Raw genomic sequence first — 16,056 nt, forward strand, 5'->3', positions numbered from 1 at the left:
GGGGGCGCGGCCCCCCCCCCCCCCCGCCGCCCCCCGGGGCCGGCCCGCCCCCCCCCCCCGCTCCCCCCCCCGCCGCCCCCCGCGGCCCGCCGGGGGGGGGGGGGCCGCCCCCCGCCCCCCCCACCCCCAGCTGCGTCGTACGTCAGACCCGCTTGCCGGTGGCGGCGTTGAAGACGTGGGTACGGCCGGTCCGCGGCTTCACGAACACGGTGTCGCCCATGTTCGGCATGGTGCGCCGGTCGGTGCGGACCACGAAGCGCTCGTTGTGGCCCTCCATCGCGGCGTGGCCATAGACGTTGACGTCCGAGCCGAGGTCCTCGACCAGCTCGACCACGACCGGCATGCCGCCCTCGGTCGGGCTCACCATGTCGCAGTCCTCCGGGCGGAAGCCTACGGTCACCTTGCCGTCGCCGCCCTCGGCGCGGGCCGCCTCGACCTGCTCGCGGGTCAGCGGGATGTCCAGCTCCGCGAACGTCGCGCCCCGCTCGTTCAGCGGGACGGTCTTGATGTTCATGGCCGGGGAGCCCATGAAGCCGGCGACGAACACGTTGGCCGGGGTGTCGTAGAGCGCCCGGGGGGTGTCCACCTGCTGAAGGACGCCGTCGAGCATGACGGCCACCCGGTGGCCCATGGTCATGGCCTCGACCTGGTCGTGGGTGACGTAGACCATGGTGATGCCGAGCTTCGCCTGCAGCGACGCGATCTGGGTACGGGTCTGCACCCGGAGCTTGGCGTCGAGGTTCGACAGCGGCTCGTCCATGAGGAAGACCTGCGGCTCGCGGACGATCGCCCGGCCCATCGCGACCCGCTGGCGCTGACCGCCGGAGAGGGCCTTCGGCTTGCGGCTGAGGAACTCCTCCAACTGGAGCAGCCCGGCCGCCTCCTTGACCCGCCGGTCGATCTCGGCCTTGGGGATCTTGCGCAGCTTCAGCGCGAACGCCATGTTCTCGTACACCGACATGTGCGGGTAGAGGGCGTAGTTCTGGAAGACCATCGCGATGTCGCGGGACTTCGGCGGGAGGTGGGTGACGTCGCGCTGGTCGATGTAGATCGCGCCGTCGTCGACGTCCTCCAGGCCGGCGAGCATGCGCAGGCTGGTGGACTTGCCACAACCGGAGGGGCCGACGAGGACGAGGAACTCGCCGTCGCCGATTTCGAGGTCGAGCTGATTCACTGCGGGACGCTCGGTGCCCGCGTAGATCCGGGACGCCTTCGCGTAAGTGACCGTGGCCATGGTGGAGCGCTTCCTCTCACCGGCAGGAACGTGCCGGACGATCCGAGTGAAGGAGCAACCGGTGCCCTGTGGCGCCGGCCATCCGGGCGACACTCCGGCAGTGGGGGCCGCCGGAACTGTCATCCGTGTCACTGCACCGTAAACGGGTTTCCGCAACCTGCCAACACGAGAAGCGTCGGATGGGACGGACGGCATTCACATTCCGGGCAGTCGGGCACAGCCAGGCATCAATCTCCGCGTGGTTCCGCCCGCCCGCCGCCGGATGACAGCCGGCAGGGTCGGCAAATCGGCGTTTTCCGTGCTGGGAGGGCCTGCCGAGGGACAAGTCCCGAGGTCTGTCGCTTATGCTGACCACGCACGACCTGCCCCTGTAGCTCAGCTGGCCAGAGCACTCGCCTTGTAAGCGAGATGTCGCCGGTTCGATCCCGGCCGGGGGCTCCAATTTCACAAGGCGTTCGGTGGCACTCGCCGCTGTTGCTCGCCGGAGTGTCGGCAGCGCCGACGGTAACCGGGCTCACGGGCGGCGGGACGGACAAGCGGTCGAGGTTGGTTGACCCCTTCGGGGGCGCCGCGACCTCTGCCAATCATATCGCCGGTTCGATCCCGGCCGAGGGCTCCACAGTTTTGCCGGTGTCCTGGAGGACGGTATGCCGGTGCCGCGTTGGCGTTCGCCCGCGCTGGACGGAGGTGGGATGAGCCGCGCGGTGGAGGAGTCCAACCGGGCCATGCTCCGCGCCCGGGACGCCATGGACCGGGCGTACGCCGAGTTGCTCGACATCCCCGCCCTGGCCCGGATCGCGCACGTCTCCGAGGCGCACTTCATCCGCACCTTCCGCGCCACCTTCGGCGAGACCCCGCACCGGTACCTGCAACGGCGTCGGGTCGAGCGGGCCATGTACCTGCTCGCCCAGACCGACCGGGATGTCACGGAGGTCTGCTTCGCGGTGGGGTTCAACAGCCTCGGCACCTTCAGCCGGACGTTTCGTCAGATCGTCGGCGAGTCACCGACGGAGTATCGCCGGCGCAGGGTGCCGGCGGACGTGCCCGCGTGCTTCGCCAAGGCCTGGATGCGACCTAGCAGTTTTGGATAAGCAGCAGGTCGGGGCGGTCGAATAGCGTTCTCGGCATGACGATGAACGCGATCAGCCGCTCCCAGATCTACGTGCTCGACCAGGACGAGGCCCTCGACTTCTACGTCGGCAAGCTCGGCATGGAGGTCAACACCGACCAGGACCTCGGCTTCATGCGCTGGCTGACGGTCAACCTGCCCGGCGACCCGGAGCGGGAGATCCTGCTGGAGACGCCCGGCTCGCCGGCCCTGGACCCGGGCACGGCCGAGCAGGTCCGCGAGCTGCTCACCAAGGGGGCGCTGGGCGGCTACCTCTTCATGACCACCGACGACGCGCACAAGACGTACGAAGACCTGGTCGCCAAGGGCGTGGAGATCACCGACGAGCCGACCGAGCGCCCGTACGGCATCGACTTCGGCATCCGGGACCCGTTCGGCAACAAGATCCGTATCGGTCAGATGTTCCCGCGCGGCTGAGCGGGGCGGGTGGCTCGGGAGGCGCGGGTTAGCATCGCGCCTCCCGACCCGTACGAGGTGACGATGGCGAGCCGCCTGCTGTTCCTGGCCCGGCACGGTGAGCAGGACCGGCCCGCCGGCACTACCGACGACCCGCCGGAGGTGGGGCTCTCCGCCCGGGGCCGGCGGCAGGCGGCCCTGCTCGGCGAGCGGCTGGCCGGGGTGCCCTTCACCGCCGTCCACCACGGGCCGCTGCCCCGGGCCGCGCAGACCGCCGGCCTGGTCGCCCGGTCGCTGCCCGGGATCCCGGTGTACGCCACCGAACTGGCCGGCGATCACCTGCCGCACGACACCGACCCGGCCGGCCTGCCTCCGGCGTACGCGAGGCTCCTGGCGGGGTTCTCCGCGAGCGAGCGGGTCGACGGGCCGTGGCTGACGGCGGCGGCCGTCGCGCGCTTCGCCGCCCCGCCGGCCGACGGAGACGACCGGGTGCTGGTGGTCACCCACACGTTCCTGATCGCCTGGCTGGTCCGGCACGCGTTGGACGCCCCGCCCGGGCGTTGGCTGGGGCTGAACCACCACAACGCCGGGCTGACCGTGATCCGTTACAGCTCGGCCGGGCCGCCGACCCTGGTCGCCGTCAACGACGTGGCCCACCTGCCGGCCGAGCTGCGCGGCACCGGGCTGCCCCCGGACTACCGGTTCTGACGCCCGCCGGGTATAGCCCGCCTCGACGAAGCGCTCCTCCGGCCCGGCGGTGGGTCAACCGGCGGCGGTGAGCACGAGCGCGGCCAGCGCCGATGCGGCCTGTGGCGGCGTGCCGGCGACCGGGCAGTCGGTCCAGTCGATCGTGGCGGTGCCGACGGTGAGCCGGTATTCGTAGGCGTCGGAGCAGCGGCCGGCGGCGTCGGCGGTGCCACCCTCGGTGAGCCGGGGCTCGGCGGCGAGCCGCCGCAGCCGGTCGAGGTCGGCGGCCGTGAGTTGGCCGGTGCGCCGGGTGCCGGCGTGGTCGACCGCCGTCCATCGGCCGTCCGGTTCGACGGTGACCGTGTCGCTCCCCCCGGCGAAGCCGCCCGATCGTCGGACGACCACCCGGGCGGCCGGGGCCGGGGACGCCTCGGCCGGGACGCTGGCGCCGGGGGTTCCGGCAGTGGTGCCCGGCGCGGCGGTCGTCCCGGGGGAGGCGGGGGGCGAGACGGTGGCGGACGGCGTCGGCGCGGGGGTGCCGGGATCGCCGGCCGCGCACCCGGTCGCCGCCGCCAGCAGCGCGGCGATCATGGCGATGCGGAGGGGGGTCGATCTCATGACCGTCGGACGTGTCCGGACTCCGCCCGGTTCCGTCACCTTGTCCTCCTCATCCGTTCGGCCAGTGTTGGAGTCCGGAAGTGGTCGCCCCCTTCCCCTTTCGTCGGGAGATCACTATATCTACATGCGTGACTACCCCCGTCACACATTCCTTGCCAGGAGGGCACGTGAAGAAAACCCTCGCCGCCGCTAGCGCAGCGCTGCTTACCGGCGGCCTGCTCACCTGCGTCGCCACCACGGCGCAGGCGGCAGCCCCCACCCCGGATTCGTCGGCAGCCCGTGCCGACTCGGTCCTCCGCAGCAACCCCGGCGCCGTCCAGGGTGCCAGCGGAGAGGCGTACCAGGCAGTTCGGACCAAGGTGGACGCCGACGGCGCTTCGCACACCCGCTACTCCCGGACCTACCAGGGCCTGCGGGTCTACGGCGGTGACTTCGTCATCCATGCCAAGGCGAACGGCGAGTACGCCGGGGCCTCGGTGGGCCTCGCGGCCCCGCTGACCCTCGCCGCCAGCCCGAAGGTCACCTCGGCCAAGGCCAAGGAGGCCGCACGCAAGGAGTTCTCGGGCTCGCTCACCGCCGTGGGCGCCCCGGAGCTCTTCGTCGACGCCAGCTCCGGCAAGGGCCGGCTCGCCTGGGAGACCGTCGCCTCCGGCTGGAAGGCCGACAAGCAGACCCCCTCGAAGCTGCACGTCATCACCGACGCGGTCACCGGCAAGGTGATCGGCTCGTACGACGAGATCGAGACGGTCACCGGCAGCGGCACGGGCATCTACACCGGCACGGTCAGCGTCGACACCACGCTCTCCGGCAGCACGTACCAGATGATCGACCCGGTGCGCGGCAACGGCCGTACCTGCGACATGAACAACGGCACGTCGACCTGCACCACGTTCACCGACGCCGACAACGTCTGGGGCACCGGCGCCAACACGAACCGGCAGTCCGCCGGCGTGGACGCCCACTTCGGCGCCGCGATGACGTTCGACTACTTCAAGAACACGCACGGCCGCAACGGGATCTTCGGCAACGGCGCCGGCGTGCCGAGCCGGGTGCACTACGGCAACGCCTACGTCAACGCCTTCTGGGACGGCTCCCAGATGACGTACGGCGACGGCTCCGGCAACTCCCGCCCGCTGGTCTCCCTCGACGTGGCCGGCCACGAGATGAGCCACGGCGTCACCGAGGCCGTCGCGGGCCTGGTCTACTCCGGCGAGTCCGGTGGCCTCAACGAGTCCACCAGCGACATCTTCGGCAACATGGTGGAGTTCTACGCCAACGCGCCGAGCGACCCGGGCGACTACCAGGTCGGCGAGAAGATCAACATCAACGGCAACAACACCCCGCTGCGGTACATGTACAACCCGACGCTGGACGGTTCCTCCGACTCGTGCTGGTCGACCAGCACGAAGAACAAGGACGTCCACTACTCCTCCGGCGTGGGCAACCACTTCTACTTCAACCTCGCCGAGGGCACCGGCGCCACCGCGTACGGCACCTCGCCGGTCTGCGGCTCCGCCCCGGCGGTGACCGGCATCGGCCGGGCCAAGGCCGAGAAGATCTGGTTCCGGGCGCTGGACGTGTACTTCACCTCCAACACGTCGTACGTCAACACCACCACCCCGGCGAACACCTCCCGCGCGTACACGCTCAAGGCTGCGACCGACCTGTACGGCAACTGCTCCACGGAGTACAAGGCCGTCCAGGCGGCGTGGACCGCGGTGAACGTGGCCGGCAACGACGCGCCCTGCTCGTCGACCGGTAACGACTTCTCCGTCACGCTGTCGCCGACCTCCGGTTCGGTCGCCCCGGGCGGCTCCGTCGCCACCACCGTGGCCACCGCGACCACCGCCGGCACCGCCCAGACCGTGACGTTCTCCGCGTCCGGCCTGCCGACCGGCGCGACCGCGTCGTTCAACCCGGCCTCGGTGACCTCGGGCGCCTCGTCGACCCTCACCATCGCCACCACGTCCGGCACCCCGGCCGGCACGTACAACGTCACGGTCACCGGCACCGGCACGGTGCCCCACAGCGCCACCTACACGCTGACCGTCACCGGCACCGGCGGCTGCACCGGCGCGGGCCAGAAGCTCGGCAACCCCGGCTTCGAGTCCGGCAACACGGTGTGGACGGCCAGCTCCGGCGTCATCGGCCAGCACGGCACCAGCCAGCCGGCCCGCACCGGCACCTACAGCGCCTGGCTGAACGGGCGCGCCACCACCAACACCGAGACGCTGTCCCAGTCGGTGAGCCTGCCGGCGGGCTGCAGCTCGTACAACTACAGCTTCTGGCTGCACATCGACACGACCGAGACCACCACCAGCATCCAGTACGACAAGCTCTCGGTGCAGGTGCTCAACTCGTCCGGGACCGTGCTGGCGACCCTGGCCACGTACTCGAACCTGAACAAGGCCGCCGGGTACAGCCAGAAGTCGTTCTCGCTGGCCTCGTACGCCGGCCAGACCGTCACCCTGAAGTTCACCGGCACGGAGGACGTCTCGCTCCAGACCTCCTTCGTCGTCGACGACACCGCGGTCAACGTCGCCTGACGTAGCCGTACCCCGGCGGGCCCGGCGGCCACCCCACACGGGTGGTCGTCGGGCCCGCCTCGTTATGGTCGCCGCACCGGCCCGGCGCGCTCGTGCTGCGGACCGGGCCGGCGAGGCGAGGGAGTTGGTGGGGGTGTCGGACGCGGAGCTGACCGTCTGGACGGCCGGACCGGTGGCCACGATCGTGATCTCCAGTCCGGGGCGGCGCAACGCGATGACCGCGGCGATGTGGCGGCAACTGCCGGTGCTGCTGGACCGGCTGGAGGCGGACGAACGGGTCCGCGCGCTGGTGCTCACCGGCGCGGCCGGCACCTTCTGCGCAGGGGCCGACCTGGGCGACCTCGACGAACTGCTGGACGCCGGGGACGCCAGCATCGCCGTGGCCGCCGAGGAACGGCTCGCCGCCTTCGCCCGGCCGACCGTGGCCGCGATCGAGGGCGCCTGCGTCGGGGGCGGCTGCCAGCTCGCCGTCGCCTGCGACCTGCGCCTCGCCGCCGCCGACGCCCGGTTCGGCGTGCCGCCGGCCCGGCTGGGCCTGGTCTACCCCGTGCCCACCACCCGGCGGCTGGTCCGGCTGGTCGGCCCGTCCGCCGCGAAGCATCTGCTCTTCACCGCCGAGCTGATCGACGCCGAGCGGGCCCTGCGGATCGGGCTGGTCGACGAGGTGTTGCCGCCCGACGGGCTCGCCGCCCGGGTGGGTGCGGTCACCGCCGCGATCGCCGAACGCTCGCGGCTCACCGTCACCGCCGCCAAGGAGATCGTCGACGAGCGGGCCGACGAGGACCGGATCGCCTGGTGGCACGGGCAGGTCCGGGCCAGCGGGGAGGCCCGCGAGGGGGTGGCGGCGGCCAACGAGCGCCGGCCGCCCCGGTTCGGCTGGGCCCCGCCCGCCGCCGGCTGAACCGGGGCGCGATCGCCAGGGGCCGGCGGGTGCCGCGCCGGGGGCGTACCCCTGACGCGGCCCCCCGTTCCCGCCGGCCGGTCCGTCACCGCCCGGCGAGCGACGCCCAGCTCGGCACGACCGGCGCGTGCCGCAGCGGCATGCCCGCCTCGGCCGGCGTCCGGTCGCCCTTGCGCTGGTTGCAGCCGTAGCAGGCGGCGGTGGTGTTCCGCCAGGTGTTCCGGCCGCCGCGCGAGCGGGGCAGCACATGGTCGACGGTGCCGGCCGGCCCGCCGCAGTAGGCGCAGCAGTGGCTGTCGCGGCGCAGCACGCCCGCCCGGGACCAGGCCGGGCCGGCGCTGAACCGCCAGCGGGTCACCACGTACCGGACGAGGCGGACCACCCGGGGGACCGGGAAGACCCCGATCACCCGGTCCGGCTCGGCCTCGTGGATCTCGGCGACCCGCCGGCAGAGCATCCGGATCGCGTGTTGCACGGTGACCCGGTGCAGCGGGCCGAGGTCGGCGTTGATGACGAGAACGGCGTCCACCGGGCACTCCCTCCAGGATCGACGGTGGGTGGGCCGGCCGGCGAGGAGCCGTCCGGTCCAGCGGGGGGACGGGACGGCTCGACGCGTGCGGGCACGCGTCAGCCGGGCCACCCGTCCCGGGGGGCCTCGCTGCGACAACCATCGACGGGCAGCACTGTCGGAACGGTGCTGAAGTGCGACAACGGCATGACTTGCTCCCGCCGGGCTGGTTGACCTTGCGCGATCACGGTAGGTCGGCGGGGGTGCGGCCGGCAACGCATTTCGATCCGCTGGCGACCTCGCCGGGCCCGCGCTGGCGGCGGGACCGGGCGGTGGCGCGGGCGGTGGCCAGCGGCCGGGTCACCCGGTCGGCCATCCGGACGGTCAGCTCGCCCTCCAGCAGCGGCCGGTTCACCTCCCCGGCCACCGCGAGGGCCGGCCCGGACACCGTCCGCCAGACCGCGGTCAGCCCGGCGCCCAGGCCGACCAGGGCGACGGCGGTCCGGGCGGCGGGGGAGCCGGCCGCGGCGGCGGCGCTCACCCCGACCACGGCGAGGAGCACCACCAGCAGCGGGGCCAGTACCGGCCAGAAGATGCCCCGGGCGGCCCGCGCCACCAGCTTCCGGTCCCGGATGATGACGTTTCGGGCGACGACCGCGTAGTCCTCCTCGTCGAGCAGGTCCCGGGGTTGCAGCCCGCCGGTCAGCACGCTGCGCCACAGGTCGCCCTGGTTGCGCAGCTCGCGGGCCAGCTCGGCGAGGCCGGCCTCGGCCGGGTCGCCGACCCCGGCCCGGGTGACCGCGTCGGCCCACGCCCGCAGCGACCGGCGCACCACCGCGGCCGAGTACGGCGGCAGCACGCTGGCCAGCTCGTCGAGCCAGCGGCTGATCTCGACCTGCCGGCCGGCGAAGCGCCACGGCACCTGGTCGGCGTCGCCGCGCCGGACGGTGTCGGCCAGCGACCTGCCGAGCCGGTAGGCCAGCCCGACCCGGTGGTTGGTCGCCATCGCCCAGCGCAGCACGTCCACGTTGAGGTCGTCGAGGGCCAGCAGCAGCGTTCCGGCCCCGGCCGACAGGGCGGCCCGGGTGTCCCCGGTGGACGGGACGCCGCCACCCGGGGCGACCGTGGGCGGCGCGGCGGCGCCGCCGCGGGTCAGCCCGGCGATCTGGGCGAGCGCCACGTCGATCCCGTCCAGGTACATCCCCAGCCGCCGCCGGCCGGACATCTCGGTGAAGTTGGTCAGTTTCGCCGGCGGCTGCGCCGGCCGCCCGTCCGTCGACAGGTCGGCCGTCCGCGCGTGGTGGTACGCGTCCGCCAACCACCAGCCAAGCCGCAGCGCCGTCACGATGCAGGCCCGCTCGTCGCGCAGCAGCCCGTACGCGTCGTCGTACCGGCCGCCGCCCGCCTCGTCGCCGGGCGGCCCGCCGGCCGCGTCGCGCCGGTGCACCGTGGACACCCTCTCGACCTCCCGTGCCGGCGACGCCGGTGGATGTCAGTCGAGGATAGATCAGATTTGGGGTAATTTGTGGTGAATCAGGGCCTTTGTGGTCATCGCCGCGCGAGCAGGCCGCGCGGGCGGATCGAGCGGACGGGCTCGGCCGCCGCCCCCTCGGCCCGCAGGACGTGGTTCGCCGCGATGATCCCGGTCGCCGCCGACCGCTCCATCAGCGCGCTCGGGAAGTCGGTCCGGATGCCGTCGCCGGCCAGGTAGAGCCCGTCGGCGCCGGTGTGCACGCCCGGCCGCCACGCGTGACCGCCCGGGGCGAACGCCGGGGCCCGGGCCTCCACCCGGGCGCGCAGCTCGCGCACCCGCAGCCGGGCCGCCTCCGGCCAGAGCGCGACCAGCTCGACCCGCATCCGCTCGGCCAGCTCCTCGGCCGGCACACCCTCGTCGCAGGCGTACGCGTGCAGCTCCACCACCGAGCCGCCGGTGCGCTCCGCCCAGCGGCGCGACTCGTCCTCCAGCCGGTGGTACAGGGTCACCGAGTCCAACGTGGGCTGCCGGGACACCCCGCTGAACACCGCCCGCCCACCGTCGACGTCCCCGTCGCACCAGTACCGCGCCACCGCGTACGGCGGGCCGGGGGCGCCGAACGCGGGCATGGCCGCCACCAGCTCCGGGGCGGCGCCGGCGAGCACCGGCGAGGCGCCCACCAGCAGGGCCAGCGCCGGTGGGTCGACGGCCAGCACCACGTGCCGGGCCGGGTACGCCGTGCCGTCGGCGGTGGTCACCCGCCATCCGCCCGGGCCCCGGTCCAGCCGGGTCGCGGCGGCCCCGGTGACCACCCGTCCGCCGTGCTTCTCCACGTGCCGGGTCAGCGGCTGCCAGATCGCGGTGGCGTAGTCCGCGTCCGGGCAGTCGAAGGTCAATCCCTCAGGGTTGCCGAGTAGGTAGAAGTGGAACTGGGCGATCATCTCGGCGGCCGACATCTCCGCCTCGTGGTTGAAGAACGAGTGGGAGAAGACCTCGAACAGCATCGCCCGGGCCCGGTCCGGCAGCCGCAGCGAGGTGAGCAGTTCGTCGGCGGTGGCGCTGTCGAACTCGGCGTACGTGCGCACCGGGTCGTAGGTGAGCAGCGGCAGCGCGGCGTCCCGATCCATCCCGCGCAGGTCGGCCAGGCGCAGGCTCGGGCTGCGCAGCAGCAGGGCGAGCAGGTTCGCCGGCGGGGCCGGCGGCAGCTTGCCGAACTCCTCCGTCGGCCACTCGGCGCTCAGGACCGGGTACCCGGGAACCGGCCTGAGGAACGCCAGCCCCGGGTCGATCCGGCGCAGGATCGACCGCCAGTTGTAGTACTGCCGGAAGAACGCGTGGAAGCCGTGCTCGTTCACCTGGGTACCGTCGGCCAGCGGCTCCGGCCACGCGCCCAACCGGCCGCCGAGGGTCGGCGCGGCCTCCAGCACGGTCACCCGCACCCCGCGCTCGGCGAGCACCACCGCCGCCGACATGCCGGCGATCCCGCCGCCGACCACCACGGCCTCGACCGGGCGCGACACGCGCGGGGCGGCACCGCCGCCCGGGTCCACCACGTGTTCCCGTACGCCGATGAACCGGCCCACCAGCCGCGACAGCGCCATGCGACTCAGTCTGCCCGAGGGGCGGGGGAGGGGCCGCTTCCGACGCGGGGCGGCCGGCGAGGACCTTCCGCTCACGACGGGCGGCAGTGCGGCTCGCGGTCGGAGGCGGGCCAGACGTACTCCAGGTCGGGCCCGACGTCGTCGAAGAACGGACGGTAGTGCTCCGGGTCCTTGCGCAGCAGCGAGGAACGGTGGCTGCGGTGCAGGTCGTCGCGGCCCAGCCAGGGCGGCAGCTCACCGGCCTGCGCCAGCATCTCCTGGGTGCGCACGGTGACGACGCCGCAGGCGGCGGCGAGGTCGGTGGCCAGCGTCGCCGCGCAGGTGTCGGCCCGGCCCGGCTCGCACCACACCGCGCAGACGTCCAGGCCGTAGCGGACCAGCGCCTCCTCGTACCCGGCCCACATCTTGACCGCCGGGTGGTTGCGCCAGCCGTACCCCGGCCGGGTCAACCCGCGCAGCACCTGGATGGCCTCCACCCGCTGCTTGCCCAGCCGCCTCTGGTCCAGCGTCCGGGCGCTGGCCAGGAAGTCCGGGTACGGCAGGAACGTCTGCATGCCGCTGCTCTACCCGTACCGGGCCACGACATTCGTTCATGATCGCGTGGGGCTGCGCGGTCGTCCGTCGGCTGACTACGATTCGGCGCATGGCGGAGCCCCTGCGTGACCGCGCGCGTCGCGCCACCGGGTGGCGACTGCGGATGAACGGGGAGAACCGCCCGCACTACGTCGTCTGCGGGTCGGACCCGCTGGCGTACTGGGTGGTGCGGGCGCTGCTCGCCACCGAGCTGGACACCGGCCGGATCCGGATCACCCTCGTGGTGCCCGAGCGGCGCCGCTCCGAGGGCCCGGACGGCCGGGACGTCGACGGCATCCAGGTCGTCCGGGCGGACCGGCTCGACGAGGCGACGTTCCGCCGGGCCGGGCTCGCCGGCGCGGACGGGCTGGCCCTGCTGCACCAGGACGACGTCGGCAACATGCACGCCGCGCTCTGCGCCCAGGAGGTGGAGCCCCGGCTGCGGCTGGTGGTGCGCATGTTCAACACCAGCCTGGCCAACGGGGTGCGGCAACTCTTCCCCGACTCGGCGGTGCTCTCCGACGCGTCGATGGCCGCCCCCGCGTTCGTGGCCGCCGCGCTCGGCGAGGTCGCCCCGACCCACTTCCGACACGGCGGACGCACCCTCTACGTGGCCCGCCGCACCGACGTCCGCCCGCAGGACGTGGTGTGCGGGGTGGCCGACACCGGCGATCCGTCCCGGCCCCGGGTGCTGCCCGCCGACGAGGCGACCGCCGACGTGGTGCTCGCCGAGGCGACCGGCCAGCCGCCCGGCACCGAGTTGGCCGCCCGCAGGCTGGTCCGCGCCCGGCGCCGTCGCCAGCCGGTCGCGGTGCTGCTCCGCGCGGTCCGCAGCTTCGCCACCCGCAAGATCGGCATCGCCGTGCTGGTGCTGCTCGCGGTCATCGCCGCGCTGGGCTGGCTCAACTCCCGCGCGGCCGGGGTCAACTGGGCCGACGCGCTCTACCTCACCCTGGTCACCACGCTCACCGGCGAGGACCCGGACGTCACCAAGCCCGTCGCCGCGCAGGTCATGCAGGTGGTGCTCAACCTGGCCGGGCTGGCGCTGATCCCGCTGATCACCGCCGTGGTGGTCGACGGGATCGTCAACGCCCGGCTGGCCCTGCACGCCGGGCGGATCCAGCCCGACCGGTCCGGGCACGTGGTGGTCGTCGGGCTGGGCAACATCGGCACCCGGGTGATGGCCCAGCTGAACGACTTCGGCGTCGAGGTGGTGGCCATCGACCGGACGCCGGACGCGCGGGGCGCCTCGCTGGCCCACCGGCTCGGGGTGCCCGTGGTGGTCGGCGACGCGGCGCTGGAGGAGACGCTGCGGTCCGCCTCCGTGGAGACCTGCCAGGCGCTCGTCGTGGCCTCCACCGACGACGGGGTCAACCTGCGGGCCGCGCTGAACGGTCGGGGGCTCAACCCGGACCTGCGGGTGGTGCTACGGCTGTTCGACGGCGACTTCGCCGAGCGCATCCAGAAGGCGTTCGGGATCGGCATCTCGCGCAGCGTGTCGTACCTGGCCGCGCCCTCGTTCGCCGCCGCCCTGCTGGACCGGGCGGTGATCGCCACCATCCCGGTGGGCCGGCACGCGCTGCTGGTCACCGAGGTGCCGGTGGCCGCCGGGTCGCCGCTGGACGGCCGCCCGCTCGCCGCCGTGGCCCACCCCGGCGAGGTACGCCTGCTCGCGCACGCCCGCGCCGGGCTGAAGGCGGACTGGTCGGCCGATTCCCGCCTGGTGATCACCGCCGGCGACCGGTTGACCGTGGTGGCCCGCCGGGCCGGGCTGACCGCCCTGCTGCGCGAGACCTCCCCGCCCCCGACGGAGCACCCGCCCGACGCGCCCGCCGGCCCACCCCCGCCCCGGGCGAGCGAGGAATGACGCCGTCGTCATCGACTTCACGGCCCGGCTGCTGGCCGGGCTGGTCCGCACCCAGCCGTCGGACGCCGTGCGTCGGGTGCTCGGCGAGGCGCTGCCGTGGGTCTCCTTCCTGCCCGAGTCCGACGTCGACCAGTTGCTCACCGAGTTGATCGAGGTGGCCCAGGGCGCCGCGTCGCTGGAGAACCTCTCGCTGCGGGCAGCTCCCGGGCGAGGAACACGCCGGAGCGACAGCACCGCCTCCAGGCTGCCTGATCAGCGCCCTCGGCGGCGGACGCCGTACGCGGTGAACAGCGCGGGCCGGTTCCAGGTGCCCAGCCGTCCGGGCAGCGGAACGTCGTCCCATGGCACCCGGCGCAGCAGCCGGTCGAGGAACAGCCCGAGCAGCAGCCCGGCGACCGAGTCGGTCAGCCAGTGCCAGCCCAGGTAGGTGGTGGTGCAGAGCACGACCACCGGCGGCACCGCCCGGACCACGGTGACCAGGGACGGCGGGACGGTCCGGCCGAAGGTGGCCAGCAGCGGCGCCAGCAGCAGGGCGATGACGCCGTACCAGACGATCGCGTTGGCGACGTGCCCCGACGGGTAGGACTGGGCGAACCGCACCGGCAGGTCGTGCTGGAACAGAGGCAGGGTCGCCTCGGCGGGCAGGAAGGGCTCCTTGACGCCGGCGCTCGGCGCGGGCCGTGCGGTCCACACCTTCAGGGGGCCGATGGTGAGGTACGTGAGCACGAAGGCGAGCACCGGCGGCAGCACCGGCCGCACCGACCGCGCCCGGACCGCCAGCAGCACCCCCATGCCCAGCGCGATCAGGGTCAGCGGGCTGCCCTGGCCCAGGTAGTTGAACACGACCGCGGCCCAGTACGCCGCCGTGGGCCGGTGCGCCTCGGCCCAGTCGGCCACCGCCCGGTCGACGCCGAACAGCCGGTCGGCGGCGAGCGCCGCCGTCAGGCCGACCAGGGCGGCGACCAGCAGCGCGTCCCACCACCAGCCCGCCGGCCGTACGGGCCTGAGCTGGACCTTCCGCCGTACCGCCTGGGTTTCCCGCACGCGGCCACGCTACCGGCCCGCCGCCCGCCGGCTGTGGGGCGAGCCACGAAGGGAGGCGCTCGGCCTGGTTACCCGGCATGCTTGTCGGCGTGCGGATCACCTCTGCCCTTGTGGATCCGGCGTTGCTCGACCTCCCCTGGTCGACCCCGCTGGAGAACTGGCCTGCCGAGCACCTGGTGGCGCTGCCGCAGGGCATCTCTCGGCACGTCGTCCGGTTCGTCCGGTTAGGTGAGTACGTGTATGCGTTCAAGGAGACCCGCGAGCGGATCGCCGAGCGGGAGTACGACCTGCTGCGGGCCCTGGAACGGATCGACTTTCCGTCGGTCGAGGCGGTGGCGGTCGTCGCCGACCGGCAGACCGAGGACGGGGAGACCCTCGAATCGGTGCTGATCACCCGGCACCTGCAGTTCTCGCTGCCCTACCGGGCGCTCTTCTCGCACACCCTGCGGCCGGAGACGATGAGCCGGCTGCTCGACGCGCTGGCCGCCCTGATCGTCCGGATGCACCTGACCGGCTTCTTCTGGGGCGACTGCTCGCTGTCCAACACCCTGTTCCGCCGGGATGCCGGCGCGTTCGCCGCCTACCTCGTCGACGCCGAGACCGGGGCGCTGCACAACACCCTGTCCAACGGCCAGCGGGGCGAGGACCTGGAGATCGCCCAGGTGAACATCTTCGGCGAGGCGCTCGACCTCCAGGCGGCCGGGCTGCTGCACGAGTCCATCGACCCCGAGGTGGTCTGCGAGGAGGTCGTGCAGCGCTACGAGCGGCTCTGGCACGAGATCACCTACGAGCAGCAGATCGAGCGGGAGGCCCGGCACGACATCGAGGGCCGGATCCGCCGCCTCAACGAGTTGGGCTTCGACGTGGCCGAGGTGGCGCTGTCCACCATCGCCGACGGGCGGTACCTGATTCGGCCGAAGGTGGTCGACGCGGGCCACCACCACCGCCGGTTGCTCCGTCTTACCGGCCTGGACGCCGAGGAGAACCAGGCCCGCAGGCTCCTCAACGACCTGGACGCGTACCGGGCGGAGAGCGACCTGACCGACGAGCAGCAGGCCGCCCACCGCTGGCTGACCGAGGTGTTCGAGCCGGTGGTCCGGGCGGTGCCGGCGCACCTGCGGCGCAAGCTGGAGCCGCAGGAGCTGTTCGCGCAGATCATCGAGCACAAGTGGCTGCTGTCCGAGCGTGCCGGCCGGGATGTCGGCATGGGCCCGGCGGTGCAGTCGTTCCTGTCCGACGTGCTGGTGCACCGCCCCGACGAGCAGGCCGTCCTCGGCGTCGAGGTCGACGCCCTCGACTGAGCGCCCGCCGGAGGCCGCGACACCTACCCGACGCGGAACTCCCCGGGCTTCCGTGGGGCGCGCCACCATCTCCAGCGGGTGTGCCAGGTCGGCCCCTTTGGAGCTGCCCGCATAAACGGGGCAGCCGCAGACGGGGCCGCATCGGATCCTGCCTGTCGGCGTGGGCGCATGGGCGGG

14 protein-coding genes and 1 tRNA gene are annotated in these 16,056 nt (G+C 73.4%); 8 read left to right on the forward strand and 7 right to left on the reverse strand.

The window, feature by feature from the left end; translation table 11 throughout:
- Positions 1 to 142: 142 nt before the first annotated feature.
- A complete protein-coding gene (locus ACFYZF_RS01055; RefSeq protein ID WP_387014439.1) occupies positions 143 to 1,234 on the reverse strand; it encodes an ABC transporter ATP-binding protein in 1,092 nt (363 codons plus the stop codon).
- Positions 1,235 to 1,598: 364 nt separating this feature from the next.
- Between ACFYZF_RS01055 and ACFYZF_RS01060 the strand changes: the two genes are divergently transcribed.
- From ACFYZF_RS01060 to ACFYZF_RS01075, 4 genes are all read left to right on the forward strand, one after another.
- Positions 1,599 to 1,675 (forward strand) — tRNA-Thr (locus tag ACFYZF_RS01060).
- Positions 1,676 to 1,926: 251 nt separating this feature from the next.
- The gene (locus ACFYZF_RS01065; RefSeq protein WP_350881519.1) at positions 1,927 to 2,325 is read left to right on the forward strand and encodes an AraC family transcriptional regulator; all 399 of its coding nucleotides are present in this window, start codon (positions 1,927 to 1,929) and stop codon (positions 2,323 to 2,325) included.
- A 35-nt stretch (positions 2,326 to 2,360) separates the two neighbouring features.
- Positions 2,361 to 2,780 carry a VOC family protein gene (locus ACFYZF_RS01070; protein ID WP_387014442.1) on the forward strand — a complete coding sequence of 140 codons (420 nt, stop codon included), beginning with the start codon at positions 2,361 to 2,363 and terminating at the stop codon, positions 2,778 to 2,780.
- A gap of 63 nt (positions 2,781 to 2,843) precedes the next feature.
- Positions 2,844 to 3,467, forward strand: a complete 624-nt coding sequence (locus tag ACFYZF_RS01075; protein ID WP_387014445.1) for a histidine phosphatase family protein — start codon at positions 2,844 to 2,846, stop codon at positions 3,465 to 3,467.
- Positions 3,468 to 3,521: 54 nt separating this feature from the next.
- Here the strand turns inward: ACFYZF_RS01075 and ACFYZF_RS01080 are convergent, their stop codons facing one another.
- The gene (locus tag ACFYZF_RS01080; RefSeq protein ID WP_387014448.1) at positions 3,522 to 4,064 is read right to left on the reverse strand and encodes a hypothetical protein; all 543 of its coding nucleotides are present in this window, start codon (positions 4,062 to 4,064) and stop codon (positions 3,522 to 3,524) included.
- A gap of 167 nt (positions 4,065 to 4,231) precedes the next feature.
- Here ACFYZF_RS01080 and ACFYZF_RS01085 point away from each other — a divergent pair, with 167 nt between their 5' ends.
- Positions 4,232 to 6,610, forward strand: a complete 2,379-nt coding sequence (locus ACFYZF_RS01085; RefSeq protein WP_387014450.1) for a M4 family metallopeptidase — start codon at positions 4,232 to 4,234, stop codon at positions 6,608 to 6,610.
- Positions 6,611 to 6,737: 127 nt separating this feature from the next.
- Positions 6,738 to 7,511: an enoyl-CoA hydratase/isomerase family protein gene (locus tag ACFYZF_RS01090; protein WP_387015988.1), complete on the forward strand. Its 774-nt coding sequence runs from the start codon at positions 6,738 to 6,740 to the stop codon at positions 7,509 to 7,511.
- Positions 7,512 to 7,596: 85 nt separating this feature from the next.
- On the opposite strand, the gene ACFYZF_RS01095 is transcribed toward ACFYZF_RS01090, so the two are convergent.
- The 4 genes from ACFYZF_RS01095 to ACFYZF_RS01110 form a co-directional block, all read right to left on the reverse strand.
- Positions 7,597 to 8,040, reverse strand: coding sequence for an HNH endonuclease (locus tag ACFYZF_RS01095; protein WP_387014453.1), 444 nt, complete (start codon positions 8,038 to 8,040; stop codon positions 7,597 to 7,599).
- 223 nt (positions 8,041 to 8,263) lie between these two features.
- On the reverse strand, positions 8,264 to 9,475 hold the full coding sequence (locus ACFYZF_RS01100) for a hypothetical protein (RefSeq protein WP_387014455.1): 1,212 nt from the start codon (positions 9,473 to 9,475) through the stop codon (positions 8,264 to 8,266).
- Positions 9,476 to 9,567: 92 nt separating this feature from the next.
- Entirely contained in the window at positions 9,568 to 11,094 is a 1,527-nt protein-coding gene (locus ACFYZF_RS01105; RefSeq protein WP_387014458.1) for an FAD-dependent oxidoreductase, read from the reverse strand.
- 71 nt (positions 11,095 to 11,165) lie between these two features.
- On the reverse strand, positions 11,166 to 11,648 hold the full coding sequence (locus ACFYZF_RS01110) for an MSMEG_6728 family protein (protein WP_387014461.1): 483 nt from the start codon (positions 11,646 to 11,648) through the stop codon (positions 11,166 to 11,168).
- Between the two features lie 89 nt (positions 11,649 to 11,737).
- Here ACFYZF_RS01110 and ACFYZF_RS01115 point away from each other — a divergent pair, with 89 nt between their 5' ends.
- On the forward strand, positions 11,738 to 13,534 hold the full coding sequence (locus ACFYZF_RS01115; RefSeq protein WP_387014464.1) for an NAD-binding protein: 1,797 nt from the start codon (positions 11,738 to 11,740) through the stop codon (positions 13,532 to 13,534).
- A gap of 252 nt (positions 13,535 to 13,786) precedes the next feature.
- On the opposite strand, the gene ACFYZF_RS01120 is transcribed toward ACFYZF_RS01115, so the two are convergent.
- Positions 13,787 to 14,578, reverse strand: coding sequence for a phosphatase PAP2 family protein (locus tag ACFYZF_RS01120; protein WP_387014467.1), 792 nt, complete (start codon positions 14,576 to 14,578; stop codon positions 13,787 to 13,789).
- A 77-nt stretch (positions 14,579 to 14,655) separates the two neighbouring features.
- Here ACFYZF_RS01120 and ACFYZF_RS01125 point away from each other — a divergent pair, with 77 nt between their 5' ends.
- Positions 14,656 to 15,879 (forward strand): DUF4032 domain-containing protein, encoded by a 1,224-nt coding sequence (locus tag ACFYZF_RS01125; RefSeq protein WP_387014470.1) that lies wholly within the window; start codon positions 14,656 to 14,658, stop codon positions 15,877 to 15,879.
- Positions 15,880 to 16,056: the final 177 nt, after the last annotated feature.

The organism is Micromonospora sp. NPDC001898 (assembly GCF_042891255.1).
Classification (GTDB): domain Bacteria; phylum Actinomycetota; class Actinomycetes; order Mycobacteriales; family Micromonosporaceae; genus Micromonospora.